At 63.6% G+C, this 24,017-nt stretch carries 26 protein-coding genes; 11 read left to right on the top strand and 15 right to left on the bottom strand.

The features are described 5' to 3' along the window. Nucleotides 1–62 precede the first annotated feature (62 nt). Complete coding sequence (locus NKH50_RS14465; RefSeq protein WP_352879464.1) at nucleotides 63–1,058, bottom strand: aldo/keto reductase; 996 nt, start codon at nucleotides 1,056–1,058, stop codon at nucleotides 63–65. A 105-nt stretch (nucleotides 1,059–1,163) separates the two neighbouring features. On the opposite strand from NKH50_RS14465, the gene NKH50_RS14470 reads away from it, so the two are divergent. From NKH50_RS14470 to NKH50_RS14490, 5 genes are all read left to right on the top strand, one after another. After that, nucleotides 1,164–2,054 (top strand): LysR family transcriptional regulator, encoded by an 891-nt coding sequence (locus tag NKH50_RS14470; RefSeq protein ID WP_352700950.1) that lies wholly within the window; start codon nucleotides 1,164–1,166, stop codon nucleotides 2,052–2,054. 149 nt (nucleotides 2,055–2,203) lie between these two features. After that, nucleotides 2,204–2,782, top strand: a complete 579-nt coding sequence (locus NKH50_RS14475; protein ID WP_352700949.1) for a cytochrome b — start codon at nucleotides 2,204–2,206, stop codon at nucleotides 2,780–2,782. A 68-nt stretch (nucleotides 2,783–2,850) separates the two neighbouring features. Next, nucleotides 2,851–3,426 carry a YceI family protein gene (locus NKH50_RS14480; RefSeq protein ID WP_352650168.1) on the top strand — a complete coding sequence of 192 codons (576 nt, stop codon included), beginning with the start codon at nucleotides 2,851–2,853 and terminating at the stop codon, nucleotides 3,424–3,426. A gap of 142 nt (nucleotides 3,427–3,568) precedes the next feature. After that, entirely contained in the window at nucleotides 3,569–4,555 is a 987-nt protein-coding gene (locus NKH50_RS14485; protein ID WP_352490432.1) for a Gfo/Idh/MocA family protein, read from the top strand. A gap of 54 nt (nucleotides 4,556–4,609) precedes the next feature. Further along, nucleotides 4,610–4,900: an FAD-dependent oxidoreductase gene (locus NKH50_RS14490; protein WP_352700948.1), complete on the top strand. Its 291-nt coding sequence runs from the start codon at nucleotides 4,610–4,612 to the stop codon at nucleotides 4,898–4,900. Nucleotides 4,901–4,929: 29 nt separating this feature from the next. Here the strand turns inward: NKH50_RS14490 and NKH50_RS14495 are convergent, their stop codons facing one another. Beyond that, nucleotides 4,930–5,718, bottom strand: a complete 789-nt coding sequence (locus NKH50_RS14495; RefSeq protein ID WP_502906867.1) for a GntR family transcriptional regulator — start codon at nucleotides 5,716–5,718, stop codon at nucleotides 4,930–4,932. Between the two features lie 57 nt (nucleotides 5,719–5,775). Between NKH50_RS14495 and NKH50_RS14500 the strand changes: the two genes are divergently transcribed. The 3 genes from NKH50_RS14500 to NKH50_RS14510 all read left to right on the top strand — a co-directional run bounded on the left by NKH50_RS14500 (nucleotide 5,776) and on the right by NKH50_RS14510 (nucleotide 7,647). Continuing rightward, nucleotides 5,776–6,324, top strand: a complete 549-nt coding sequence (locus tag NKH50_RS14500; RefSeq protein ID WP_352879468.1) for an autotransporter — start codon at nucleotides 5,776–5,778, stop codon at nucleotides 6,322–6,324. 175 nt (nucleotides 6,325–6,499) lie between these two features. Next, nucleotides 6,500–7,285, top strand: coding sequence for a DUF899 domain-containing protein (locus tag NKH50_RS14505; protein WP_352879470.1), 786 nt, complete (start codon nucleotides 6,500–6,502; stop codon nucleotides 7,283–7,285). Nucleotides 7,286–7,374: 89 nt separating this feature from the next. Next, entirely contained in the window at nucleotides 7,375–7,647 is a 273-nt protein-coding gene (locus NKH50_RS14510; RefSeq protein ID WP_502904673.1) for a hypothetical protein, read from the top strand. A gap of 46 nt (nucleotides 7,648–7,693) precedes the next feature. Here NKH50_RS14510 and NKH50_RS14515 read toward each other — a convergent pair whose 3' ends face one another. From NKH50_RS14515 to bcoG, 7 genes are all read right to left on the bottom strand, one after another. Further along, nucleotides 7,694–8,635, bottom strand: a complete 942-nt coding sequence (locus NKH50_RS14515; RefSeq protein ID WP_352480221.1) for an alpha/beta hydrolase — start codon at nucleotides 8,633–8,635, stop codon at nucleotides 7,694–7,696. A gap of 85 nt (nucleotides 8,636–8,720) precedes the next feature. Beyond that, a complete protein-coding gene (locus NKH50_RS14520; RefSeq protein WP_352879472.1) occupies nucleotides 8,721–9,503 on the bottom strand; it encodes a carnitinyl-CoA dehydratase in 783 nt (260 codons plus the stop codon). Further along, nucleotides 9,496–11,574: an acetate--CoA ligase family protein gene (locus NKH50_RS14525; protein ID WP_352879474.1), complete on the bottom strand. Its 2,079-nt coding sequence runs from the start codon at nucleotides 11,572–11,574 to the stop codon at nucleotides 9,496–9,498. The genes NKH50_RS14520 and NKH50_RS14525 overlap by 8 nt, the downstream gene beginning before the upstream one ends. Before the next feature lie 64 nt (nucleotides 11,575–11,638). Beyond that, nucleotides 11,639–12,802: an acyl-CoA dehydrogenase family protein gene (locus NKH50_RS14530; protein WP_352879476.1), complete on the bottom strand. Its 1,164-nt coding sequence runs from the start codon at nucleotides 12,800–12,802 to the stop codon at nucleotides 11,639–11,641. A gap of 4 nt (nucleotides 12,803–12,806) precedes the next feature. Further along, the gene (locus NKH50_RS14535) at nucleotides 12,807–13,880 is read right to left on the bottom strand and encodes a 3-hydroxyacyl-CoA dehydrogenase NAD-binding domain-containing protein (protein ID WP_352820180.1); all 1,074 of its coding nucleotides are present in this window, start codon (nucleotides 13,878–13,880) and stop codon (nucleotides 12,807–12,809) included. Next, a complete protein-coding gene (locus NKH50_RS14540) occupies nucleotides 13,877–14,506 on the bottom strand; it encodes an HD domain-containing protein (protein ID WP_352820178.1) in 630 nt (209 codons plus the stop codon). The genes NKH50_RS14535 and NKH50_RS14540 overlap by 4 nt, the downstream gene beginning before the upstream one ends. A gap of 28 nt (nucleotides 14,507–14,534) precedes the next feature. After that, nucleotides 14,535–15,446 (bottom strand): 3-dehydrocarnitine:acetyl-CoA trimethylamine transferase BcoG, encoded by a 912-nt coding sequence (bcoG, locus tag NKH50_RS14545; protein ID WP_352480227.1) that lies wholly within the window; start codon nucleotides 15,444–15,446, stop codon nucleotides 14,535–14,537. Nucleotides 15,447–15,522: 76 nt separating this feature from the next. On the opposite strand from bcoG, the gene NKH50_RS14550 reads away from it, so the two are divergent. Then, nucleotides 15,523–16,503, top strand: coding sequence for a GlxA family transcriptional regulator (locus NKH50_RS14550; protein ID WP_352820177.1), 981 nt, complete (start codon nucleotides 15,523–15,525; stop codon nucleotides 16,501–16,503). A gap of 62 nt (nucleotides 16,504–16,565) precedes the next feature. Here NKH50_RS14550 and NKH50_RS14555 read toward each other — a convergent pair whose 3' ends face one another. Both NKH50_RS14555 and NKH50_RS14560 read right to left on the bottom strand, forming a co-directional pair. Further along, entirely contained in the window at nucleotides 16,566–16,775 is a 210-nt protein-coding gene (locus tag NKH50_RS14555) for a hypothetical protein (RefSeq protein WP_254815980.1), read from the bottom strand. A gap of 165 nt (nucleotides 16,776–16,940) precedes the next feature. Next, nucleotides 16,941–17,597, bottom strand: a complete 657-nt coding sequence (locus tag NKH50_RS14560) for an O-methyltransferase (RefSeq protein ID WP_352751837.1) — start codon at nucleotides 17,595–17,597, stop codon at nucleotides 16,941–16,943. 93 nt (nucleotides 17,598–17,690) lie between these two features. On the opposite strand from NKH50_RS14560, the gene NKH50_RS14565 reads away from it, so the two are divergent. Further along, the gene (locus tag NKH50_RS14565) at nucleotides 17,691–18,323 is read left to right on the top strand and encodes a TetR/AcrR family transcriptional regulator (RefSeq protein ID WP_352879480.1); all 633 of its coding nucleotides are present in this window, start codon (nucleotides 17,691–17,693) and stop codon (nucleotides 18,321–18,323) included. A 130-nt stretch (nucleotides 18,324–18,453) separates the two neighbouring features. On the opposite strand, the gene xylA is transcribed toward NKH50_RS14565, so the two are convergent. Continuing rightward, nucleotides 18,454–19,779 (bottom strand): xylose isomerase, encoded by a 1,326-nt coding sequence (gene xylA / locus NKH50_RS14570; RefSeq protein WP_254815983.1) that lies wholly within the window; start codon nucleotides 19,777–19,779, stop codon nucleotides 18,454–18,456. Nucleotides 19,780–19,889: 110 nt separating this feature from the next. Between xylA and NKH50_RS14575 the strand changes: the two genes are divergently transcribed. Further along, nucleotides 19,890–20,252, top strand: a complete 363-nt coding sequence (locus tag NKH50_RS14575) for a nuclear transport factor 2 family protein (RefSeq protein WP_352505928.1) — start codon at nucleotides 19,890–19,892, stop codon at nucleotides 20,250–20,252. Nucleotides 20,253–20,290: 38 nt separating this feature from the next. Here NKH50_RS14575 and xylB read toward each other — a convergent pair whose 3' ends face one another. The 3 genes from xylB to NKH50_RS14590 all read right to left on the bottom strand — a co-directional run bounded on the left by xylB (nucleotide 20,291) and on the right by NKH50_RS14590 (nucleotide 23,895). After that, nucleotides 20,291–21,745 carry a xylulokinase gene (gene xylB, locus NKH50_RS14580; protein ID WP_352879515.1) on the bottom strand — a complete coding sequence of 485 codons (1,455 nt, stop codon included), beginning with the start codon at nucleotides 21,743–21,745 and terminating at the stop codon, nucleotides 20,291–20,293. 191 nt (nucleotides 21,746–21,936) lie between these two features. After that, the gene (locus tag NKH50_RS14585; protein WP_352879482.1) at nucleotides 21,937–23,262 is read right to left on the bottom strand and encodes a tetratricopeptide repeat protein; all 1,326 of its coding nucleotides are present in this window, start codon (nucleotides 23,260–23,262) and stop codon (nucleotides 21,937–21,939) included. 9 nt (nucleotides 23,263–23,271) lie between these two features. Further along, nucleotides 23,272–23,895, bottom strand: a complete 624-nt coding sequence (locus NKH50_RS14590; RefSeq protein ID WP_352879484.1) for a LysE family translocator — start codon at nucleotides 23,893–23,895, stop codon at nucleotides 23,272–23,274. Between the last annotated feature and the right edge of the window lie 122 nt (nucleotides 23,896–24,017).

The raw sequence follows: 24,017 nt of genomic DNA on the forward strand, positions 1-24,017 counted from the left end.
CGCTGCGGCATTCGAAACGGGGTGCCGAAACGCCCCGTTTCGATTGCGCTGTCGATTGCAGTTCACCCGTCGACCAGGGCCAGCAGCTCCTCGGTGTAGCGCTTGCCGACAACCTTGTCCGGCGACAGCGCATCGCCGATGGCTGCTACCTCGGCCTGGGTCAGCACGATATCGGCTGCCGCCGTATTCTGTTCGAGATGTCGGATCTTGCGGGCACCAGGGATCGGCACAATGAAGTCGCCCTGATGCAGCACCCAGGCGAGCGCCAGCTGCGCCGGCGCCACGTCCTTCTCGGCGGCCATCTTTTCCAGCACGGCGACGACCGCCGCATTGGCCGCCATGGCATCGGCCTGGAAGCGCGGCAACCCCCGGCGCCAGTCGTCGGCGCCGAGAACATCGGGCCTGGCGATCGTGCCGGTGAGCAGGCCGCGGCCGAGCGGGCTATAGGGGACAAAGCCGATGCCGAGCTCGCGGCAGACGTCAAACACCTCCTCCTCCGGATCGCGGCTCCACAACGAATATTCGCTCTGCACCGCGGCGATCGGATGCACGTCATGCGCCCGGCGGATGGTCGCCGCACTCGCCTCCGACAGGCCAAGCGCCCGCACCTTGCCCTCGCGTACCAGCTCGGCCATGGCGCCGACCGTATCCTCGATCGGCACGCTGGGGTCGACGCGGTGCTGGTAGTAGAGGTCGATGATCTCGGTATCCAGCCGCTTCAACGACGCTTCGGCCACCGCCTTGACATGCTCCGGGCGGCTATCAACACCAACCATGCGCTCGGTGCCGCTGCCTTCTTCGAGGATCTTGAAGCCGAATTTGGTCGCGATCGTCACATGATCACGCACCGGCTTCAGCGCCTTGCCGACCAGGATCTCGTTCTCGTAGGGGCCATAGACCTCGGCGGTGTCGAAGAAATTGACCCCGATCTCAACGGCGTGGCGCAGCGTGGCAATCGCCTCCGCCTCCGGCTGGCCACCATAGGCAAAGCTCATCCCCATGCAGCCGAGGCCGACTGGGTAGACGTCGAGTTCATTGCCGAGCTTGCGGGTTTGCATCACGTGTCTCCTTGTTGTGATGGTTGTGATGCCACGGAGATACCGTCTTGCGCAGCGTTCGATAATTGCCTCTTATTTGCACGGGCTGTTCCCAAAAATAGATCAATGAAGCGAACCTATCTTTCACAGCTTGCCGTGCTGGCAACGGTCGCCCAATGCGGCAGTTTTCGCGGCGCCGCCAAGGAGCTGGCAATCGCGCCGTCGGCGGTCAGCCACGCGGTGTCCAGCCTGGAAGCGCGCCTCGGCGTGCGCCTTCTGGCGCGCAGCACGCGCAGCGTCGCTCCGACCGAGGAGGGCGCGCAGCTGCTCGAGCGCCTCAGGCCGGCGCTGTCGGAAATCGACCTGGCGCTGGAATCGGCGATCGAGGCGCGCGACCGGCCGGCGGGCAATCTCAGGCTGACCGTGCCGCGCACCGCCGCCCACCTGGCGCTGACGCCAAGGCTCGGCGCCTTTGCGGCTGCCTATCCCGACATCGCGCTGGAGATCGTCATCGACGACCGCTTCACCGATGTGGTCGAGGGCGGCTTCGATGCCGGTGTGCGGCTGGGCGAGAGCCTGCAGCGCGACATGATCGCAGTGCGCATCGGGCCGAGCCTTCGCGGCGCGGTGGTCGGCACGCCATCCTACTTCGAGACCAGGCCCAAGCCGCAGCATCCGCGTGATCTCGCCGCTCACCGCTGCATCCGCTTCCGCTTCTCCAGCGGCATCATCTATCGCTGGGAATTCGAGAAAAACGGCGAGGAGATCGAAATCCCGGTGCAAGGGCCATTGATCCTCGACGAGGACCATCTGATTGCCAATGCTGCGGTTGACGGCGCCGGGCTCGCCTTCGTGTTCGAGGACTATGTCCGCGACCCGCTCGCCGCTGGCAAGCTCGTTCGCGTGCTGGAGGACTGGTGCCCGCCCTTCGATGGTTTCTTCGTCTATTATCCGAGCCGACGCCAGATGCGGCCGGCGCTCAGGGCCTTTGTCGATTTCTTCAAAGTGAGTACATAGGGGCACCGTCGGAACTGCGGAGGGCAATCTATTTCGGCGTGAATGCTCGTCTTACCGCCGTTGGCACCGGCAATTGGTCGTCTCCAAACATAAGTGGAAACCGCCTTTCCGGGATGGAAGAAAGCCGACCTGGCATTCGTTCACAGACCATGTCAGCACTGCCCAAACACCAGCCGACCGGCTACGGCTGGACAGCGATCATCCTTCACTGGCTGATCGCGGCGCTCTTTATCGGCCAGTTCGTGCTCGGCTTCGTCATGGTGCGGCTGTCCAGCCAGCGCACCGCCTTCGAGCTGATTCAGCTGCATAAATCCTTCGGTTTCCTGTTGCTTGGGCTGGTCATCCTGCGCATCGCCTGGCGCCTTGGCAGACCGGCCCCGCCGCTGCCGCGCTCAGTCGGCCCTTTCGAGCGCCGCATGGCGCCGCTTGTCCATCTTGCGCTTTATGCTTTTCAGCTCGCTCTGCCGCTGTCCGGCTGGGCGCTGGTCTCGGTCTCGGTGCTAGAGATCCCGAGCGTGCCGTTCAATCTGTTCGTCATGCCCAATCTGCCGCTTGGTGAATCGGACATGGCAGAAAGCTTCTGGGCAGCGACGCACTGGTATCTCGCTTATGCCGGCATCAGGCTTGTCGCTTTGCATCTCGCTGCTGCGCTGCGTCATCATTTCTGGCTGAGGGATACCGTGCTGACGCGCATGATCACGGCTTCGTCACATCGCGAGACGGAATAGAGCGGGCGGCTCATTCGTTCATAGGGCGAGGACGCAAGAAAGCGTTGCCTGCCAAGAGGACCATTTCCATGTACGCGCGCATCTTCGGATTTGCGGCAGCCGCCGCTTGTTTTGCCATGCCTGTTTTCGCCGCCGTTGCCCTTGGCGAGGCGGCCGGCAGCTACACGATCAGCCCAGGGAGTTCCAGCATCCACTTCTCCATCGCCAAGCTCGGCGGCGGCGGGCTCGACGGTGCCTTCTCCCGCTTCAAGGGCAATATCCTTATCGACAACAGCGATGTCGGCCGGTCCCAGGTCAATTTCACCATCTTCCCCGAAAGCGTCGGTACCGGCCAAAGCCGCATCGATGCCTTTCTCCGCTCGGACGCGGTTTTCGACGCGACCAACAATCCGGAGATCCAGTTCCGTTCGACCAGCGTCAAACGCACCGGCGACACGTCGGCCCTTGTCACCGGCCGGCTGACGGCGCGCGGCAAGACCTTTCAGGAAAAGTTCACGGCCGAGCTCGGCGGCCTCAAGGCGGGCACGATAAAGTTCCACGTCACAGGCAAGGTGTTGCGGTCGCGCTATGGCATGGATGTCGGCACGCCGATTTATTCCAACGTCGTCGAATTCGACATGACGCTGACGGGTAGAAGGGGTTGAGCGGTTCTTCCTGCGATTTCACCGTCGCTGCAGGACCTGGGTTCCTCTCCCCACTTCGTGGGGCGAGGAACCATGCTCCCGCATTGGCTTTTCCGCCGATTTCAGGCAAACCTCCAGGCCTGCAATCGAGAGGAGAAATCTGATGTTCCGATGGGGTGTTTTGTCGACGGCCAAAATCGGCCGCGAGCAGCTTTTGCCGGCAATCGTCGAGGCGGAGAACGGCGTGCTGTCGGCGATCGCCAGCCGCGATCTGTCGAAAGCTCGGGCGCTGGGCGAACGCTTCGGGGCGCGCCATGCTTTCGGCTCCTATGAGGAGTTGCTCGCCTCCAGCGACATCGACGGCGTCTACATTCCGCTGCCGACCTCGCAGCATGTCGAATGGACAGCCAAGGCGATCGAGGCCGGCAAGCATGTTCTGGTCGAAAAGCCACTGGCTCTCGACGCCAAGGACATTCCGCCACTGATCAAGCTGCGCGATGCCAGGAAGGTGCTGGTCTGCGAAGCCTTCATGGTCGTCTACCACCCGCAATGGATCAAGGTGCGCGAGCTGATCGCCAACGGCGCCATCGGCCGGCTGCGCCATGTCCAGGGCGCGTTCTCCTACTACAATGTCGACCCCAACAACATGCGCAACAAGCTCGATCTCGGCGGCGGCGCGCTGCCCGACATCGGCGTCTATCCGACGGTATCGACGCGCTTTTCGACCGGCAAGGAGCCGCTGCGCGTCCAGGCGACGATCGAGCGCGACAAGACATTCGGCACCGACATCTATTCCTCGATCCGCGCCGATTTCGGCGACTTCGAGTTGTCGTTTTACCTGTCGACGCAGATGGCGGCACGCCAGGTGATGGTCTTCCACGGCGAGAAGGGCTTCATCGAGGTGTTCTCACCGTTTAACGCCGGACTCTACGACCATCACCGCGTCGAACTGCACAACCAGAACCACAGCGAGGCGCAGGTCTTCCGCTTTCCCGGCACGCAACAGTACCGGCTGGAAGTCGAGGCCTTCGCGCGGGCGGCACAGGGTGGCAAGGATCGTGTCTTCACCCTGGAAGAATCGGTGCTCAACCAGAAGGTCATCGATGCCATCTTCCGCGCCGGCGAGAAGGAAGGCTGGGAGGCAGTCTAGGCCGGCCGTGATCCTACAACTGGCCGGTTTTTGGACGAGATCATGGCCAAATAGATGCCCGACGATGCGGATGTGATCATCGTCGGCGCCGGCCTTGCCGGCCTTGTCGCGGCGGCCGAACTGACTGCGGCCGGCAAGAAGGCCATCATTGTCGAGCAGGGAGCCGGAGCAGTCGCTTGGCGACCAGGCATCGGCGGCCTCTTCCTCGGTGGGATGAAACAAGCCCCGCCGGCGGCCGTTGCGACAAGATGGCGGTCGCACCGAATGGCCAACTTCCCTTGGAGCATTTTGCAGCCAAATGGAATCATTCGGCGTCCGCATAAATGTGGCAAAACAGCTAGTTAGAGCGGGTTACCGGTTCCAGGAGAACCGCTCTAGGCGAAGGGCTGCAAATTGACGTCCTGAAGCTTGGAACCGGCAAGCAAAGCCTCGAGCACCTGCTTCTTGAGAAACAGGCACTGCGAACGGGCAAGTTTGACGATGCCGGAAACGTCGCCTGCCTCGCAGGCAAGAACCAGTTCTTTTTGCTGGGCGATGATCAACTGGGTGAAGTCGCGGGACTTGAACCCAAGGTGGAGAACCCGCGCCGACTGGTCGAGTATCTGGTCCAGTAGATGCGCCAGTCGTAAATTTCCCGAGAGCTCCGCAAGGACCAGACGAAACGCACGATCAGCCGCCAGGAATGCAACGTGACTACGCAACGTCTCCGGCTTCAGCACTTTTTTCGCTGCCAGCCCGATGTCCTCCAGCCCGCGCTCGGTAATGTTCGATGCCGCCACCCTGAACACTTCCGGTTCGATCAAGCTGCGGACATCGAAAATCTCGTTGACGTCCCGCAGGCTGAGCGTTGCAACGACGTAGCCGCGGCGCGGCTCGCTCCTGACCAGACCTTCCTGCATCAGACGGGCCAACGCCGCGCGGATGGTCGCCTTTTTGATCTGGTATCGATCGCCGATCTGTTTCTCGGTCAGCGCTTCGCCGGGGCGCAGCACGCAGGCAATGATGTCGTTCCTCAGCTGCTCATATGCCTGTTCCCTGCGAAGGACGTCGGCGGCTGACAGTGCTGTCGCCTCGACCGTGGCCGGCCCTGCCGGTTCGGCGGTCAACTTCGTCGTTTTCATATTTTGTCCGTTTGGCTGTCCGGTTGACGCTGGCATTGGCATTCGCTAGCGTGAGCACCTCAGGTTGGAAATCTGAGCATCTCAGGGAGGATAACTGATATGCCTTTACCCGCCAACTCGCCTCTCTACGCCGTTGCCGATGATATCGTCAATGCCGCGAAGGGACCAGATCCCCTCGAAGCGGTAAGGACGGTCCTGGGCGACTACACCAACCGTTTTCACGCATCGGGAACACTCGCCCACGAAGAAGACGACGACGAGGTTCTTTTGCATGCGAGCCCGAACCTGACGATCTATCACATCACGCTGTCGCCCGGCCTGCAGTACCCGCCCCACAACCACCTGATGGATGCCTTGATCGGCATCTACAAGGGCAGCGAGACGAACTTCATCTATCCCGTTGCCGGCAGCGAACTCGATGTTCCCGAAAGGCAGGACATCGCAGCGCCTGCCGTCGTGCACATGGCGTCAAATACCGTGCATGCGGTTGCGAATACGGGCAGCGCGCGATCCGGTGCCCTGCATGTCTATCTCGGCGATCTCACACGAACCCACCGGCAGCTGTGGAGCCCGGACAGCAACCAGGCCGAGCCGTTTGACAATGATCGCTACCTGGCCGGCGCACGGCCCATCCAGCAGTCCGGGTAGGAATGAGCAGAGGCGTCGCGGGCGGCGAATTTGGCCGTGATCAGCGGACCCGTCGGAATCGCGTCACACTTGTCACTCTCGCCAATCGGCTATCGCCCCTATCCTGGCTCATGACCAATCAGCAACACGTCGCGCCGGGAATGGTGCGACAACAGACCAGCAAGGGAGATGCACAATGACGGCACATCAGAATGGCACAGGCGAGCAGACGACGCGGCTCGCGATGAAGACACCACCGGTCGTTTCGCCTGACGCGTGGGAGGCCGCGCGCCAGCAGTTGCTCGTGAAGGAGAAGACCGTGACCCGGGCTCGCGACGCCTTGGCCGCCGAGCGTCGGCGGATGCCGTGGATGGCGGTGGAGAAGACCTATACGTTCGAGGGGCCTAGCGGAAAGATGAGCCTGCTCGACCTGTTCGAGGGCCGCCGTCAACTGATCGTCTACCGCGCTTTCTTCGAGCCCGGCGTCTTCGGCTGGCCCGATCACGCTTGCCGCGGCTGCTCGCTGGGGGCAGACCAGGTCGGCAATCTTGCCCATCTGAACGCCCGCGACACCACGCTTGCCTACGCCTCGCGCGCACCGCAGGCCGACATTGCGCGGCTGAAGGCGCGGATGGACTGGAAGATGCCCTGGTACACCATCACCGACAGCTTCGATGCCGATTTCGGCGTTGACGAGTGGCACGGCCATAACGTGTTCATCCGCGATGGTGATCGCGTGTTCCGTACCTACTTCATCAACAACCGCGGCGACGAGGCGATGGGGACCGTATGGAGCTATCTCGACCTGTCGCCGCTCGGCCGCCAGGAGGTTTGGGAGGATTCGCCCGAAGGCTATCCGCAGACGCCGACGTACAAGTGGTGGAACTGGCACGACAATTACGGCGCCGAAACCGTTCCCGACAAAAAGTGGGTCGAGGTGTCGGACGCCGGAGAGGCCGCGTTCCGGAACCGCACCGAATAGAACGTTTGGCGTCGCGGAAATGCGGCTAGGACAATTGGAGGAGCGGGATGCACGTTCATTCGACCGCATCCCGCTCGCTATGCAGGACTATGGCCATGAGCGAGATTCATGCAGGCGGATCCACCGGCGATGCGAGCCCGGCCGGCGTTGGCGCAGCCGATTGGCTGTCCTTTGCGGCCGCGCCGACCTTCGCAACCATGGCGCTGCTGACGTTTCTCGGCGGAGCGCCGGATATGATGTGCTCGACCGGGCAAGATGCGTCGCCGCTGGGCGGCATGGTCCCGATGTACCTGCTGATGAGCGCCTTTCATTTGGGACCTTGGTTGAGGCGGGTCTCCGGCCGCCGACGCCGCCGCAAGTAGAGCTATAGCGGCCGATAAAGGCCCTTCGCGGCGAGGAGGGCAGCCCTCACCAGATCCATTCACCCTTCCCAAGTACCGTCACGGCATCGACAATCCGGGTAAAGCTCGAGCGGGCGCGGCCGGCCGTGTGCCTGGCTCTGAGATAGCCGTGCACCAGCCCCGGCTCCTCGAACCACCAGGCGCGTCCGTCTGCGGCAACGATGCGGTCGCGATAGGCTTCACCGTCTGACGACAGCGGGTCGCATTCGGCGGTGATCACGACGGTAGGCGGCAGATAGGCGAAATCGGCGTCCGCAAGCGGAGACAAAGTGATGTCGCCTGTGGCGTCCACTCCGCCCGTCCGGATGTTTTTATAGAACTCCAGATCGCGCATCGTCAGCATCGGCGCTTCGGCATGCGTGACATAGGAACCGCTTGAACGGTCGCCGCCAAGGCCAGGATAGATCAGCACCTGGCCGACCGGCTTTGTCACGTGGCCACGCGTCGCATGACTGACGGCACAGGCGAGATTGCCGCCGGCGCTGTCGCCGCAGAGCAGGACGGGGCATTCGTAAGTGGCGGTGGCCCATTCGAAGGCGCCAATCGCATCGTCGAAGGCGGCCGGGTGCAGATGTTCCGGCGCCAGCCGGTAGTCGACCGAGACCACCTCATAGCCGGTGCGGGCGCAAAGCTCGGCGCAGACATCATCATGGCTGTCGAGTCCGCCGAGGATGTAGCCGCCGCCATGGACATAGAGCACCATCGCAGAGGCGTTCGGCGCCGCGCTGCGATAAATGCGGATCGGGACGTCGTGCGCTGGCGCGGCAATGACGGTGGTTTCAGCCGTCACGCCATCCGGATAGCCGGCAGAGAATTCGCGGCACATCCGGTCGTAGATCGCGCGCTGCTCGGCGATCGTGTAGTCGATCGTATCCGGCGGATAATACGAATTGGTCCGTTCGATGAAGGCCCAGGTCTCGGCGTCGATGAGTTTCTTGTAGTTGGTCATGGAAACGGAACGGATCGTAACGAATCCGCCTGGCCGGCAGGCCGGAGGGGGGTGGGACGGAACGCCGTCGTTCCAGAGACACTCACTATCTGCCCTTCCACACCGGATCGCGCTTTTCGGCAAAGGCGCGAAAGCCCTCGAGATTGTCCTCCGAGCCGTAGAGCGCGTCAACCGTCGGCAGTTGCCGGCGCGTCACCCGGTTCATGGCATCCTGGAAGGTCAGCGATTCTGCGACCCGGGCCGTTTCCTTGATCGCGGCGAAGACCAGCGGCGGGCCGCCGGCAAGCAGCCGCGCGATTTCCCAGACGCGGTCCTCCAGTCTTTCCTTGGGCAGCACCTCGTTGACCAGGCCCCAGCGATGCGCCTCGGCGACATCCATCCAGCGGCCGGTGAGCAAAAGGTCCATCGCGACATGATAAGGGATGCGCTTCGGCAGCTTGATCGTTGCCGCATCGGCCAGCGTGCCGGCGCGGATTTCGGGCAGCGCGAAGGAGGAGTGGTCCGACGCATAGATGAGGTCGCAGGACAGCGCCAGCTCGAAGCCGCCGCCGACCGCCATGCCGTTGACGCAGGCGATCACCGGCTTGTTGAGGTCGCGCAATTCCTGCAGCCCGCCGAAGCCACCGACGCCATAGTCGCCGTCGACGGCATCGCCGCCAGCCGCTGCCTTCAGGTCCCAGCCGGCGCTGAAAAACTTGTCGCCGGCGGTCTTGACGATGGCGACGCGCAGGTCGGGATCGTCGCGAAACGCCTTGAACGTCTCGCCCATCAGCCGCGACGTCTTCAGGTCGATGGCATTGGCCTTGGGCCGGTCGAGCATGACTTCGAGGATCGTGCCCTCGCGGCGGGTGGTGATGACGTCAGACATTTTTGTTCTCTCCCAGCACCAGCAGCGCGTCGGCGATCCAGGCGCCCTTGCCCTCGGTGCAGACGATCAGAGGATTGATGTCGAGCTCCTCGATCTCGCCGGCATTTTGCTGCACGAAAGCGGCAATGCCCGATATCGCATCGATTGCCGCTGCGACATCGGCCTTCGGCCGACCGCGATAACCGTCGAGCAGCGGGAACAGTTTCAACCCGCGCAAAGCGGCCTCGATGTCGTCACGGGTCGCCGGCAGCATCAGTGTGACGCTGTCGCGCAACAGCTCGACCAGCACGCCGCCGGTGCCTAGCGTCATTACCGCGCCGAACATCGGGTCGCGGGTGAAGCCGACCAGCAGCTCGGCGACGCCGTCGCGCACCATGCGCTCGACATAAAGGCCGGTGCCGAGGGGGCCGAGATCATGGGCGGCGGCGCTGACCGATTCGGCATCCCTGAGGTTGAGCCGGACCGCGTCGAGCTCGGACTTGTGGATGACGCCAAGAGCCTTCAGCGCCACCGGGAAGCCGAGCGCCATCGAGGAGATCACAGCTTCGACCGCATTGCCGGCGCGCTCGCCCTTCGGCACGGGGAGCCCGGCCTCGATGAGCCGCGCCTTGGCCTCGGCCTCGTCCGGCGTGACACTGTCGCCGGCCGGCGCGCCGGACGCCGAAGTGTCGATCGGCTGCGCCTGCGGCTCGCGCCACGCCCAGCCGATGAAGGCTGCCGCCTGGGCGGCGTCCATGGCCTCGGAAATGCCGAACAGCGGCACCATGCCCCGCGCCATCAGGCCGGCAGTGTATTCCTCGGGCAGGTTTTCCGGCAGCGAGGAGACGATCGCGCCCTGCGCGCTGTTGGTCTTCAGCGCCGATTCGAAGGCGCGCAGCGTCGCCCACCAGTCCGTGTCCGAGCAGCGGTCGGGACGCGGAAAGTCGAGCACCAGCATATTGAGGTCGAAGCCGCCAGACACCATGGCGGTGAAGGTGGCGGTCATCGCCGGCTCGTTGTTCCAGATGAAGGTGTGGTAGTCGAGCGGGTTGGCCACCGCGACCAGCGGCCCGAGCGTCGATTTGACCCGCGCGCGGTGCTCAGGGGTGAGTGGCGGAAACGTCACCCAGCGGCCTTCGGCGCTGTCGGCCATGACCGACGCCTCGCCGCCCGAGCAGCTCATCGATGACAGCCGGTAGCCGGGCAGGGGGCCGGTGACGTGCAATAGCTTGAGCGCCTCGATGAAGGCGGGAATTGAATCGATCCGGGCGATGCCGAGCCGCCTCAGGAAGGCGCCGGACGCCGCGTCCGAGCCGGCCAGCGACGCGGTGTGCGAGACGGTCGCCTGCCGTGCCTGCTCGGAGCGGCCGACCTTCATGGCGATAACAGGCTTCTTCAACTCGCGTGCCCGTGCCGCCAGCCTTTCGAAGCCGGCTACCGAATCGAAGGCCTCGATATGCAGGCCGAGCGCGGTGACGCGGTCGTCCTCGACCAGGCCGAGCGCCATTTCGGAAAGCCCGGTCTGCGCCTGGTTGCCGGCGGTCATCAGGAAGGCGATCGGCAGGCCGCGTTTCTGCATCGTCATGTTGATGGCGATGTTCGACGACTGGGTGATGATGGCAACGCCGCGACCGCCTTCCGGCAGCCTGATGCCGCCATGCTGGTCGGGCCACAAAAGCGCGCCGTCGGCGTAATTGATCAGCCCATAGCAGTTCGGCCCGATGATCGGCATTTGGCCGGCCGCCGCGACCAGTTCGGCCTGCAGCCGCTCGCCGTCTTCGTCATAGGCCTCGGTTTCGAGAAAGCCGGCGGCGAAGCAGACCGCACCGCCAGCGCCGCGCTCCGCCAGCGCCTTGACCACTTCGATGGTCAAGTGCCGGTTGACGCCGACGAAAGCGGCATCCGGCGCACTGGGCAATTCGGCCACCGAGCGATAGGCCTTGCGGCCGGCGACCTCGTCCTTGCTCGGATGCACCGGCCAGATCTCGCCGGCAAAGCCCATTTTGATCGATTGCGCGACGACGGCCGCCGCCTGCGCACCACCGAAGACGGCGATCGATTTCGGCCGCAAAAGACGTTCAAGCCTGTGCATTGTCATCTTTTCGTCTGAGCATGATCTTTTCCAAAGACCGGATTCCACTTTTTGGGGTCATGCTCTAGGCCCCGAACGGGCGCAGCAGCGCGCGCGAGATGATGTGGCGCTGGATTTCCGAAGTGCCTTCCCAGATGCGCTCGACGCGGGCGTCGCGCCAGATGCGCTCCAGCGGCAAATCGTCCATCAGCCCCATGCCGCCATGGATCTGGATCGCCTCGTCGGCGACAAAGGCAAGCATTTCGGTGGCCTTCAGTTTGGCCATGGCCATGTCCTGGTCGGTGACGGTGCCCTGATCGTACTTCCAGCCGGCTTCGAACACCATCAGGTCGGCGGCTTTCAACTCGGTCGCCATGTCGGCGAGCTTGAAAGACACGCCCTGGAATTTGCCGATCGGCTGGCCGAATTGCTGGCGCTGCGCGGCGTATTCGATGGCATGGCCAAGCGCCCGCTCGGCACGGCCAAGGCAGGTGGCGCCGACTTGCAGGCGCGTCGCGCCGAGCCAGGAATTGGCGACCTCGAAGCCCTTGTGGACCTCGCCGAGTACCTGGCTCGCCGGCAGCCGGCAATCGTCGAATTCGAGAATGGCATTGGTGTAGCCGCGATGCGAGACGTTGCGGTAGCCATCGCGCACGGTAAAGCCCTTGGTGCCCTTGTCGACGAAAAAGGCGGTGATCTTCTTGCGTTTTCCGCGCGAAGATTCTTCCTCCCCCGAGGCCATGAAGACGATGGCGAAATCGGCGAGGTCGGCGTGGCTTATGAAATGCTTGGTGCCGTTCAGCACCCAGTCGTCGCTGTCTTGCACGGCGGTTGCCTTCATGCCGCGCAGATCGGAGCCGGCGCCCGGCTCGGTCATTGCCAGACAATCCCACTTCTCGCCGCGAATGCACGGAAACAGATATTTTTCGCGCTGCTCCGGCGTGCCGGCAAGGAGAATGTTGGAGGGCCGCGCCACGCAGGTCCAGTGCAGCGCGTAATTGGCGCGGCCGAGCTCCTTTTCATAGAGTAGCCAGGTCACCGTATCGAGCCCGGCGCCGCCGACTTCCGTTGGCATGTTGGCGGCATAGAGGCCGGCTTCGATCGCCTTGGCCTTGATCTCCTCGATCAGCTCGCGGCGCAGCACGCCGGTGCGTTCAACCTCGCGCTCATGCGGGTAAAGCTCGTTCTCGACGAAGGCCCGCGTCGTCTCGACGATGAGCTTCTGCTCCTCCGAAAGACCAAAATCCATGGTCTCAGCCTTTCTTCTTTTTCTTCGGCTTTTCAGCCTTGGCCTTTTCGGCCGCCCTGGAGGCGCTGGGCTTCTTCGCCGCAAGCTTGGCCAACTGCCTGGTGTAGTCCCTATGCAAGGCGCCGGCACCCCAGCCTTTGCCTTTGTTCTGCTTCGACAGTGCCTCCATGATGGCGACCAGATTGTCGTCGCGGATCTTTTCGAGATCGCGGATCGACAGACCGTGCGCCTGGTCGTCCGACTGGGTCGCGATCAGCTCGACCAGTTCGTCGTTGAACTCCGGCACGTCCATCAGCTTGGTCCAGGGCCATTTCAGGCACGGGCCGAACTGCGCCATGAAGTGGCGCATGCCGGCCTCGCCGCCGGCGACGCGATAGACCTGGAACATGCCCATCTGCGCCCAGCGCAGGCCGAAGCCATAGCGCATGATGTCGTCGAGCTCCTCGACCGTGCAGATGCCGTCCTTGACCAGCCACAGCGCCTCGCGCCATGCCGCTTCGAGCAGGCGGTCGCCGACGAAGGCTTCGATCTCCTTGCGGATTACCACCGGCTTCATGCCGATCGAGGCATACATCTCCTTGGCGACCTCGATCGCCTCGGGAAAGGTCTGTTCGCCGCCGACGATCTCGACCAGCGGCAGCAGATAGACGGGGTTGAACGGATGGCCGACGACCAGCCGCTCCGGATGCTTCTTCATCGCCACCTGCATGTCGGTCGGCTTGATGCCGGAAGTGGAGGAGCCGACAATTGCGTTGGCCGGCGCATAAAGGTCGATTTCGGCCAGCACGCGGTGCTTCAGGTCGAGCCGCTCCGGCACGCTTTCCTGGATTAAATCGGCATCGGCCACCGCCTCGGCGAGCGTCTTGGCGAAGGTGAGCTTGCCCTCTTTCGGCAGGCCGCCGGGCAGCATCTGCTTGTAGGCGCGTCGCGCTCCCCTCATCACCTCGCCGACCTTGCGTGATGCCTCGGGGTCGGGATCGAAGATCGATACGTCGATGCCGTTGAGCAGCAGCCGCGCGACCCAGCCGGCGCCGATCACGCCACCACCGATGGCGGCCGCCTTGTTGATGATGCTCATGCGGAAGCTCCGGTTCTTGTGCTGGCTGTTGCGGGGTCGGTGAGGGCGACGCGTTCGCCGGCACGGATCACGGACGCGTCATAGGCCTTGCGCGCGAACACTTCGAGCACGAAGGGCCGGAAGAAATCGATCGGCAATGTCTCGTAGTCGGGATCGAAGCTCGACTGATCCCAGCGTTCGCAAAACTCATCGCAATCGTCGAAGTAGATGTGCCCGGCGAAACGGTCGCGGGCGTGCCGATTGCCGCCGAGGTGATGGGCGTAATAGAGGCGCTGGAAATCGCCGTGCTTTTCCACCACCCAGGTGCATTGCTCGCGAACGAAGGGTTTCAGGATCGACGCCGCATATTCGTCGTGATTATAGGGCGCGTAGATGTCGCCGATGTCGTGCAGCAAGGCGCAGGCAATCCAGTCGGTGTCGGCGCCGCCGCGCCAGGCCCGCGTTGCCGCTTGCAGCGAATGGCCGAGCCGGGTGATCTTGTAGCCCGAGAGGCCCGCATCCAGCTGGACGAGCGCGTCGAGTAGCCGTTCGCCGGTCTTTGCCGCGTAGTCGATCTCGTGCTCGGTGAGGAAGGCGTAATCCTCGCGGTCGCCGTCCTTCATGGCGGTGAATTTCACGGTCTTCATCGGCGGCTCCTCCCAACCGATTCCGCGTTCAAAGCGGTGCGCGCTTCGTCAGGTTGAGCTTCTTGCGGACTTCGTCCGGGCCGATGACCCTGGCGCCCATATTCGACACGATGCTGACCGCCCGCTCGACCAGCTGCGCATTGGTCGCCAGCACGCCCTTGTCGAGCCAGAGATTGTCCTCCAGCCCGACGCGGACATTGCCGCCGGCGAGCACCGCGGCAGCGACGTAGGCCATCTGGTTGCGGCCGATGGCAAAAGCCGACCAGTTCCAGGTCGCCGGCACATTGTTGACCATCGCCATGAAGGTGTTGAGGTCGTCCGGCGCCCCCCACGGCACTCCCATGCATAATTGCACCAAGGCGTCCGGCTTCAGCACTTCTTCCTCGACCAATTGCTTGGCGAACCACAGATGCCCGGTGTCGAAAGCCTCGATTTCCGGCTTGACGCCGAGCGCCGTCATCATGCCGCCCATGGCACGCAGCATGCCGGGCGTATTGGTCATGACATAGTCGGCCTCGGCGAAATTCATCGTGCCGCAGTCGAGCGTGCAGATTTCCGGCAGGCACTGGCGGACGTGCTCCATGCGGTTGCTGGCACCGCCCATGTCGGTGGCTTTTTCGTTCAGCGGCAGCGGGTTTTCCGGCGGGCCGAACACCATGTCGCCGCCCATGCCGGCGGTCAGGTTCAAAACCACGTCGACATCCGCCGCGCGGATGCGCTCCGTTACTTCACGATAAAGGTGTACGTCGCGCCTAGGCTTGCCGGTTTCGGGATCGCGCACATGGCAGTGGACGATCGCCGCACCTGCCTTTGCCGCCTCGATGGCCGAATCGGCGATCTGCTTGGGCGAACGCGGCACATGCGGGCTGCGATCCTGCGAACTGCCGGACCCGGTCACGGCACAGGTAATGAAGACCTCACGGTTCATCGCTAACGGCATAGGACTCTCTCCCAATAGGACGTAGGGCAAGAATGCCTGACTTGCCGGAAACTGTTTTGCGTTTTACGAAGATCGTGTGATCAAAAACGAAAAGCCGACGATCTTTCGTGCCGAACGTTTGCCGCTCAAGGTAACGCTGCTGGTATTCTCCGGCTCGTCGATCATGTGCGTAGCCTCGGCCGTCGATCCATTGCGCGCCGCCAACCGCATTGCCGGTGAGACGCTGTTCGATTTCAGGCTGGTCTCGGTGACGGGCGAGGCGCCGGTTACCACATGCGGCCTGCCGGTGGCGGTCAGCGGCCGCTTCGATGCGGCTGACACAACCGACATGCTGGTCGTCGTCGCCGGATTCGGCACGCAGAACTATGCCACATCGGCCCTGCTGTCCGGACTGCGCCGGGCGGCGCGCGCGGCACGCGCCTGCGGCGGCGTCGAGGCGGGTACGTGGCTGGTGGCGCGCGCGGGCTTGCTGGAAGGGCGCAGCGCCACCACCCACTGGGAGGACATGGAGGATTTCTCGTCGGCCTTTCCCGGCGTCGACGTGCGCCCCGACCGCTACGTCATCGACGGCCCGGTGTTCACCTCCGGCGGCGCCTCGCCGACCTTCGACCTGATGCTGCATCTGATTCGCACGCGGCTCGGTATGGCCGTGGCGCTCGATGTCGCGAGCGTCTTCATCTACGACCAGGCGCGCGCTGCGACCGACGCGCAGCCGCTGGTCTCGCTCGGCCGTCTCGACGGCTACGATCCCAGGTTGGCGCAAGCCATCCGGCTGATGGAAGCGCATATCGACCAGCCGCTGACCATAGCCGCGGTGGCCAAGCGCGCCGGGGTGACGGCACGAACGCTGGAAAGTATCTTTCGCAAGTCGATCGGCGAAACGCCCGGCGCCTATTATCTCAGGCTGCGCCTCGGCGCCGCGCGCCGGCTGGTGGTCGACACGCGCGTGGCCATGGCCGATATTGCCGGGCGAACGGGGTTTTCGTCCGCCGCGGCATTTTCCAGAGCGTTTTCAAGAGCGTTCGGCGAAGCGCCGGTCAGGCTGCGTCGGGGATAATGCATGTCGCCCAAAAGTCCGTAACGGTTTTGGGACAACGGCAATGCATAGACAAAGGTAGATCAGGCAGCGTCCTGGCGGTCGCTGTTGCCGTCGATCTGCGAGCGCATTTGTCTCGCAAGATGGGTCTCGAAGCGGCTGGCGACCGCGCGATCCCATTCGTTCGCACTCAGCGCACCTTGCTTCGGGTGCGGCAGCGCCATCAGCCGGTCGATGATCGATCCGGCCTCGCCAGATGAGAGCAGGGCGTCGATTTCGCGTTCGTGCTGCATATCGTTTCGCCTCCTTCTTTCCGTTCCCGCCACGAACCACACTATAGGAGGTTCGTGACGGCTGTTTGAAGGCAAGAGCGAGGCGATTGATGGGCGGCGCCGGGCAAAGTTTTATCCGCCGCCGCCCATCTTAGGCACTATCGTACCAGTAGGTCAGGCAGTGCTTCAGCCAAGCCGCATCGACAGCTCGACATCCTCGCTGAACGACGTGGACATGTAGCCGCTTCCGGTCGAGCGCACCCGCTCGAGGTATTCGGGGCAAAGATCGGCGTTGTCGGCAACGACGAAGGCGCCCGGCCTGAGGCGGCTTTCGACCAGACTCAAGATCTCTGGATAGAGCGCTTTGGCGCCGTCGAGCAGAAGCAGGTCGACGGTTTCGGGAAGATCGACGCTTAATGTTTGCACCGCATCTCCTTCTCGGATTTCCACCAGGTCGATGAGACCGCCTGCCGTCAGATTGTTCCTGGCGCGCGCCACCTTGGATGGCTCGAACTCGCTGGTGATGAGGCGGCCACCGCCATTGTCCCGCAAGGCTGCGGCAAGGTGCAGGGTCGAGATGCCGAACGAGGTTCCAAATTCAACGATCGTCCTTGCGCTGCTGCCCCGTGCCAGCATGTAGAGCAGCGTGCCGGTCTCTCGCGAAACGGGAAGCCAGAGGTCCTTTAGCCGCCCATAGAAATCGAGGTATTCGGTCTTGCTTCGAACCAGGCGCATCCGATCTTCGGCGGAGAGCTCCGCCACCGCAGGGCTCGTTGCGGCAGCGGCTTCCTCGAACAGGCGATCCAGCAGGGGCGCGAGCGGCGTTGTCGACAGTGTGGTCATATCGGTCTCCAGTCAGAATGGAATGCGTTCTTGTGCGGCATTCAAAATACGACTATTCATTCGCATTTACTAATCGCATTGGCGCGCCTCTCAATGAGCGATCACCGCAGTCCGCGGATTTCCTCGCGAAAACAGCCCAAGCAGGCCCGCTCGGCAGAGCTCGTTGCTGCGATTTTGCAGGCTGCTGTTCAGGTTTTGGCGAAGGAAGGCGCGCAGCGCTTCACCACGGCGCGGGTGGCCGAGAAGGCCGGTATCAGTGTCGGATCGCTATATCAGTATTTTCCGCACAAGGCGGCGATCCTGTTCCGGCTCCAGAGCGACGAATGGCGGCAGACGACCGATTTGCTGCGCGACATCCTCGAGGATGTCGGGAAACCGCCACTTGAACGGCTGCGCGCCTTGGTCCACGCCTTCCTCCGCTCGGAGTGTGACGAGGCCGCGGTGCGTGTGGCGCTCGACGACGCCGCACCGCTTTACCGCGACGCGCCTGAGGCGCAGGCGGCAAGGGCGTCCGGAGACCGCACCATCCAGCTCTTCATGCAGAAGGCGTTGCCCAACGCCGCGCAAGCGACTCGCGAATTGGCCGGCGACCTGGTCATGACGACGCTCAGCACGGTGGGGAAGCAGTTCTCGGAGTTGCCCCGAACCCCCGCGGAGATCGAAGCCTACGCCGACGCCATGGCCGACATGTTCTGCGCCTACCTGAGAGGCCTCGATCACGGCTAAGGCAAATGCCAGGCCCGGTCAGCAAGCAGACCGAAAGTTTCGCACGGGGCAAACCTTGTCGGTGTCAGCCCCGCGGAAAGTCGTCTTTATCCCGCGGCCGCTGAACAATGCGGCCGCGGGATGGTATGCCTCAGACGTACCGGTTGACGACGTTTTCGAGTAGTTCCTGACGACCGGATCTGGGCTGCGGCTCGATCTTCTCCTTGACGACGCGCTCGGCAATTTCCTCCAGCGTGCGCTTGCCGGCAAGCATCGCCTTGGCTTCGGCCGAATCCCAGCCGGCATAGCGCTCGGCGAGCGGGCCGGACAGCGCCTTGTCCTCGACCATGCGCGCTGCCGCCTTGAGGCCGCGAGCGCAGCAATCCATGCCGCCGATATGGCCGATCAGCAGATCCTGCGGATCGAGCGACTGGCGCCTGAGCTTGGCGTCGAAATTGGTGCCGCCGGTCTTGAAGCCGCCGGCCTGCAGCACCTGATAGTAGGCGAGAGCCATCTCCGGCACATTGTTGGGGAACTGGTCGGTGTCCCAGCCCGATTGGTAGTCGTTGCGGTTCATGTCGATCGAGCCGAAGATTCCCAGCGCATTGGCCAGCGCCAGTTCATGCTCGAACGAATGGCCGGCCAGGATGGCGTGGCCCTGCTCGATGTTGAGCTTGACCTCATTCTCCAGTCCGAAACGCTTGAGGAAGCCATAGACGGTGGCGACGTCGTAATCATACTGGTGCTTGGTTGGCTCCTGAGGCTTCGGCTCAATCAGGATGGTGCCTTCGAAGCCGATCCTGTGCTTGTAATCGACGACCAGATTGAGGAAACGGCCGGCCTGTTCCTGCTCGCGGGCAAGGTCGGTGTTGAGCAGCGTCTCATAGCCCTCGCGGCCGCCCCACAGCACGTAGTTCTCGCCGTTCAGACGCTTGGTGACGTCGATACAGTGTTTCACCGTCGCCGCCGAATAGGCAAAGACGTCCGGATCGGGATTGGTGGCGGCGCCCGACATGAAGCGGCGGTTGGAGAACAGGTTGGCCGTGCCCCACAACAGCTTGACGCCGGTCTGCTTCATCTTTTCCGAGAAATAATCGGCGATCTCGTCGAGCCGCGCCGCACTTTCGGAAAAGTCCCGGCCCTCCGGCCGCACGTCGGCATCGTGGAAGCAGAAATAAGGCGCGCCCAGCAACGAAAACATCTCGAAGGCGACGTCGGCCTTGAGCTTGGCCAACTCCATCGTGTCGGTGCTGCCGGCCTTCGGAAACCACGGCCGGTCAAATGTCTGGCCGCCGAACGGATCCCCGCCCGGCCAGGCAAAGGAATGCCAATAGGCGACGGCAAAGCGCAGATGGTCTTCGAGCCGCTTGCCGGCGACAATCTCGTCGGGATTGTAGAACCGGTAGGCCAGCGGATTGGTCGAATCCGGTCCCTCGTATTTGATCTGTTGGATGTCGCCGAAAAAACCGCTGCTCATGTTCTTTTCCTCTCGCATGGTTCGGCCTGATTACCTCAGGCGTAATTGGTTTCGCGCTGGCGCTGGTCGAAAAGGCTCATGTCAAAGCCACCCAACGAAGGAGACAGACCATGACCGACCTCAACACCATTGCCGAAAACTACATCGCCGCCTGGAACGAGAGCGACGCCGCACGCAGGAAAGCCTTGCTCGAGGCGACCTTCACCGAGGACGTCGGCTACCGCGATCCGATCATGCAGGGCGACGGCCATGACGGCATCGCTGCGCTGATCGAAGGCGTGCAGCAGCGCTTTGCCGGCTTCAGGTTCTCGCTGAAAGGCAAGCCGGACGGCTTCGCCGATACCATCCGTTTCTCCTGGAATCTCGGGCCGGAAGGCGTCGAGTCCGTCATCGAAGGCACCGATATCGGCGTCATCGAAAATGGCCGGCTGAAAAGCGTCACCGGCTTTCTCGACAAGGTGCCGGCACAGTGAGGCCTTCTCGGCAGGCCACGGCGAGGGTGGGAAACCGCTCACGCCGTGGCGCTCCTGATCGCCGGGTAAAGCTGGCGGTAGCGCTGATAGGCATCTGCATAGGCACCGCCGAGGGCGGCGACCGGCTCGACCGTGGCGTCCGTCGCCGGCGCCGTGCACACGGCGCGCGGATCGGCGCCGGTCGCCGCGATCAGGCCAAGCCGGGCGGCGCCAAAGGCGGCGCCGAAATCGCCGTCGGCTGGAATATCGACTGGCAGGCCAAGCGCTGTGGCGATGGCCTTCAGCCAGTAGCGCGAACGCGAGCCGCCGCCGATCGCCGTCACCCGGGTCAGCGTCGTGCCGGCTTTGGCCAGGGCTTCGAGGCTGTCGCGGAAGGCGAAGGCGACGCCTTCGAGCACGGCCTGGGTCAGCGCCGCGCGGCCGGACTCGTGGGCAAGCCCGGTAAAGGCGCCCCGAATGACGGAATCATTGTGAGGCGTCCGCTCGCCTGACAGGTACGGCAGGAAGGAGACACCGGTCGGCGCCTGCAGCGCATCGCCGAGTTCGGCGGTCAACTCGACGGCGCCTTTTCCCGCAATTGCCGACAGCCAGTTGAGTGAATCGGTTGCCGACAGGATGACGCCCATCTGGTGCCAGGTGCCGGGCAGTGCGTGGCAGAATGTGTGCACCGCACTTTCCGGATTGGGCAGATAGGACGCGTTGGCGGCAAAAAGCACGCCCGACGTGCCGAGCGAGACGAAAGCCTGGCCGGCGCCGACCGTGCCCATGCCGCAGGCCGAGGCCGCGTTGTCGCCGGCGCCGCCGGCGATCGGGATGCCCGTCTGCATGCCCCATTTCGCAGCCAGTTCGCCGCGCAAGGCACCGGCCTTGGCCGTGCCTTCGACCAATGACGGCATCTGCCTTTCATCGAGCGACGTCGCTGCGAGCAGTTCGGAGGACCAGTCGCGTTTGCCGATGTTGAGCCACGACGTGCCAGCCGAATCCGACATTTCCGAGATATGGTCGCCGGCGAGCCAGAGCCGCAAAAAGTCCTTCGGCAGCAGGACCTTTGCCACCTTGGCAAAAACAGCCGGTTCGTTGTTTTTCACCCAGGCGAGCTTTGGCGCGGTGAAGCCGGGAAAGACGATGTTGCCGGTCAGCTTGCGAAAGCGCGGGTCGGCATCGAGTGCAGCCGCCTCGGCGTGGCTGCGTGTGTCGTTCCACAGGATGCAGGGGCGCAGCACCTGGTCGGCGGCATCGAGCAGGGTGGCGCCATGCATATGGCCGGAAAGGCCGATGCCTTTCACCGCCGCGAGCTCCTTCGCATGCGTGGACCGCAGCTCGGCGATCGCCGCTTCGCAGGCGCGAATCCAGTCGGCCGGGTTCTGCTCGGACCAGCCGGGATGCGGGCGCGACACATCGAGCGGCGCATGGCCGGAACCGACGATGCCCTGACTTGCATCGATCAGCAGCGCCTTGACGCCCGACGTGCCGAGATCGAGGCCGAGATACATGCTTCCTCCCATGTCCGTCAGGCCTGGCGGCGACGGTCTTTGTTGCTCCCCAGCCCAGTCCTGCGACACGGACGGCGAAGATATCCCGGCAATCGTGCTGCCGGAAAAACGCTCCAGTCAACACGCGAAGATTTTTTCGACACTCGAAAAAATCTGGCCGGGGCAGTTTTTAAGGCAAGATTTGATCTTGGTCAATTCGCGGCGAGAGCGATTGCGCGCCGTGAAAACAGTGCCGACAACGGGCTGTCCGGCCGTGCCAGCGCGCGTTCCGCCGCCAGCGCCCTTGCCAGCGCGCCATCACCGGAACGCAATGCCGCCTCGATCAGCGTCAGGTCGATGACGTCGCGTTGGGCGTGGCTGCCGCCGAAGCGATGGGCGATCGCCCGGATCGGCCGGATCAGGCGTATCGTCCCGGCATAATTGCCCTCGCCGAATGCCTTGATGGCGAGCGTCAGGGGATGGCCGACATCCCGGGTGAAAGCGGCGTTGTCGTCTTTGCCGCGCATCGCCTCGCGCTGCGCCTCGAGCAAGCCGCTGGCCGGCGCGTCGAGGCCGGCACCGACAAACGCCATCATTGCGTGGGCGTCGTTGAAGGCATAATGGCCGGCGCTGGCCTTGGGCAACCAGTTGGCGGCGAGCGCCGCCCAGCGGCTGCCGACATCGACGCCGCCGAGATGCAGCCGCCACAGGATCGCCGAGGCATCGACCATGTTGAGCGCCAGCGTCGAGCGCTCGCCATAGATCGGCCCGTCATAGAGCGCCAGCACCTCGTCGATTTCGCCGAGATCGTAGTGGAACAGCGCCAGGTGCCACCAATTGTGCACCTGCAGGAAACTTTCCCGCGTCCACGCTTCGGGATTGGCGCGCATCCACAGAATGCCGTCCTTTTGCCGGCTCTGCATCTCCATGACATGGGCCACCGCATGCTGGGCCCAGCCGTCGCGCGGCTGGAGATCGACCGCCGTACGGCCAAGTTTTTCGGCGCGCGCGTAATCGCCCATTTCCTCCAGGCCAAAGGCCTGCATGCCGAGTATGGCGTGATAGCCCGGCATGCCGCTCTGCCAGGACGGCAGCGCGCGGCCGATGCGGTCGCGCAGCATGCGCGCGTTGCCGGTGAAGAAGTCGATCTGGTGCCCGGTCTGCAGCGCCAGCGCATCGAGCGGAAACTCGATGGCGAAATCCTCCAGCACGCGGGCGGCCTCGTGCCAGCGTCCCTCCGCAAGGTGGCCAAGGGCGGCGACATGCGCCTGCTCACGTGTCGTCGCGGCAAGCGGCAGCGCCGCCTCGTGACATGCCTTGGCCACCGCCATCGCCTCACGCTCGGTGGCGAGGCCAAAGAGATAACCCTTGAACACCTGCGCCATGACGAAGCCGGGATCGTCGGCGATTGCCCGGTCAATGGAGCCGACCGGATCGCCGATGAAGCACTGCAATTCGCGCACGGCCTGGCTGTAGGACGAAAACCCGGCCTCCGTCGCGCCAGACAGTGTCAGGCCGAATGCATCCCTGACCGCCATAGCGTGTCCTCAGTTGCCCGATCGCATCGCCACCGTGGCGATGCCTGCGCCGACCAGCAGCGTGCCGCCGGTGCGGTTGAAGATGCGGATCGCCTTTGGATTGCGCACGACGTTGCGCGCCCTTGCGGCGATCAGCGCATAACCGACGGCGTTGGCGAAGGCGAACGTCAGGAAGGTCGTCTCGAAGATCAGCATCTGTGTCCAGAAATCCGCGTGCCGGTCGAGGAACTGCGGCAGGAAGGCGACGAAGAAGGTGATGCTTTTCGGATTGAGCGCAGTAACCAGCCAGGCATGCGCCGCCATTTTCGCCGATGACACCGCATCGGTGCGCGGTTCGGCCCGGAGCGCGCCGCCGGCGCGAAACAGCTTGATGCCGAGATAGATCAGATAGCCGGCGCCGATCACCTTCAGCACCGCAAATACGGTGGCCGACGCCGCCAGCAGCGCGCCGATGCCCAGCATCGACAGTGTCATCGCGGTGAAGTCGCCGAGCGCCACGCCGACTGCCATCGGCAGCGCGGTGCGCCAGCCTTGGCCAAGTGCATAGGAAACCACCAGCAGGATGGTCGGGCCAGGAATGACCAGAAGGACCGCCGAGGCAGCGGCAAACGCGGCCCAGTTTTCGAAGGACATTTTCTTCTCCTTGAGCTCAAAGAAGAGGATAAATCCTTGACCTCGCGCAGATGTAAAGAGGCAAGAATCGAAAAAGCCCCTCGTTAACGCCAGGCGGCTGGCCTTCACGCTTTTTCAACCAT

Source organism: Mesorhizobium sp. M1027, from assembly GCF_040318745.1.
Taxonomy (GTDB): Bacteria; Pseudomonadota; Alphaproteobacteria; order Rhizobiales; family Rhizobiaceae; genus Mesorhizobium.

Bases quoted from the DNA above. Each gene is read 5' to 3' on its own strand.
- NKH50_RS14465 (WP_352879464.1), bottom strand. From the start codon at position 1,058: ATGCAAACCCGCAAGCTCGGCAATGAACTCGACGTCTACCCAGTCGGC.
- NKH50_RS14470 (WP_352700950.1), top strand. From the start codon at position 1,164: ATGAAGCGAACCTATCTTTCACAGCTTGCCGTGCTGGCAACGGTCGCC.
- NKH50_RS14475 (WP_352700949.1), top strand. From the start codon at position 2,204: ATGTCAGCACTGCCCAAACACCAGCCGACCGGCTACGGCTGGACAGCG.
- NKH50_RS14480 (WP_352650168.1), top strand. From the start codon at position 2,851: ATGTACGCGCGCATCTTCGGATTTGCGGCAGCCGCCGCTTGTTTTGCC.
- NKH50_RS14485 (WP_352490432.1), top strand. From the start codon at position 3,569: ATGTTCCGATGGGGTGTTTTGTCGACGGCCAAAATCGGCCGCGAGCAG.
- NKH50_RS14490 (WP_352700948.1), top strand. From the start codon at position 4,610: ATGCCCGACGATGCGGATGTGATCATCGTCGGCGCCGGCCTTGCCGGC.
- NKH50_RS14495 (WP_502906867.1), bottom strand. From the start codon at position 5,718: ATGCCAATGCCAGCGTCAACCGGACAGCCAAACGGACAAAATATGAAA.
- NKH50_RS14500 (WP_352879468.1), top strand. From the start codon at position 5,776: ATGCCTTTACCCGCCAACTCGCCTCTCTACGCCGTTGCCGATGATATC.
- NKH50_RS14505 (WP_352879470.1), top strand. From the start codon at position 6,500: ATGACGGCACATCAGAATGGCACAGGCGAGCAGACGACGCGGCTCGCG.
- NKH50_RS14510 (WP_502904673.1), top strand. From the start codon at position 7,375: ATGGCCATGAGCGAGATTCATGCAGGCGGATCCACCGGCGATGCGAGC.
- NKH50_RS14515 (WP_352480221.1), bottom strand. From the start codon at position 8,635: ATGACCAACTACAAGAAACTCATCGACGCCGAGACCTGGGCCTTCATC.
- NKH50_RS14520 (WP_352879472.1), bottom strand. From the start codon at position 9,503: ATGTCTGACGTCATCACCACCCGCCGCGAGGGCACGATCCTCGAAGTC.
- NKH50_RS14525 (WP_352879474.1), bottom strand. From the start codon at position 11,574: ATGCACAGGCTTGAACGTCTTTTGCGGCCGAAATCGATCGCCGTCTTC.
- NKH50_RS14530 (WP_352879476.1), bottom strand. From the start codon at position 12,802: ATGGATTTTGGTCTTTCGGAGGAGCAGAAGCTCATCGTCGAGACGACG.
- NKH50_RS14535 (WP_352820180.1), bottom strand. From the start codon at position 13,880: ATGAGCATCATCAACAAGGCGGCCGCCATCGGTGGTGGCGTGATCGGC.
- NKH50_RS14540 (WP_352820178.1), bottom strand. From the start codon at position 14,506: ATGAAGACCGTGAAATTCACCGCCATGAAGGACGGCGACCGCGAGGAT.
- bcoG (WP_352480227.1), bottom strand. From the start codon at position 15,446: ATGCCGTTAGCGATGAACCGTGAGGTCTTCATTACCTGTGCCGTGACC.
- NKH50_RS14555 (WP_254815980.1), bottom strand. From the start codon at position 16,775: ATGCAGCACGAACGCGAAATCGACGCCCTGCTCTCATCTGGCGAGGCC.
- NKH50_RS14560 (WP_352751837.1), bottom strand. From the start codon at position 17,597: ATGACCACACTGTCGACAACGCCGCTCGCGCCCCTGCTGGATCGCCTG.
- NKH50_RS14565 (WP_352879480.1), top strand. From the start codon at position 17,691: ATGAGCGATCACCGCAGTCCGCGGATTTCCTCGCGAAAACAGCCCAAG.
- xylA (WP_254815983.1), bottom strand. From the start codon at position 19,779: ATGAGCAGCGGTTTTTTCGGCGACATCCAACAGATCAAATACGAGGGA.
- NKH50_RS14575 (WP_352505928.1), top strand. From the start codon at position 19,890: ATGACCGACCTCAACACCATTGCCGAAAACTACATCGCCGCCTGGAAC.
- xylB (WP_352879515.1), bottom strand. From the start codon at position 21,745: ATGTATCTCGGCCTCGATCTCGGCACGTCGGGCGTCAAGGCGCTGCTG.
- NKH50_RS14585 (WP_352879482.1), bottom strand. From the start codon at position 23,262: ATGGCGGTCAGGGATGCATTCGGCCTGACACTGTCTGGCGCGACGGAG.
- NKH50_RS14590 (WP_352879484.1), bottom strand. From the start codon at position 23,895: ATGTCCTTCGAAAACTGGGCCGCGTTTGCCGCTGCCTCGGCGGTCCTT.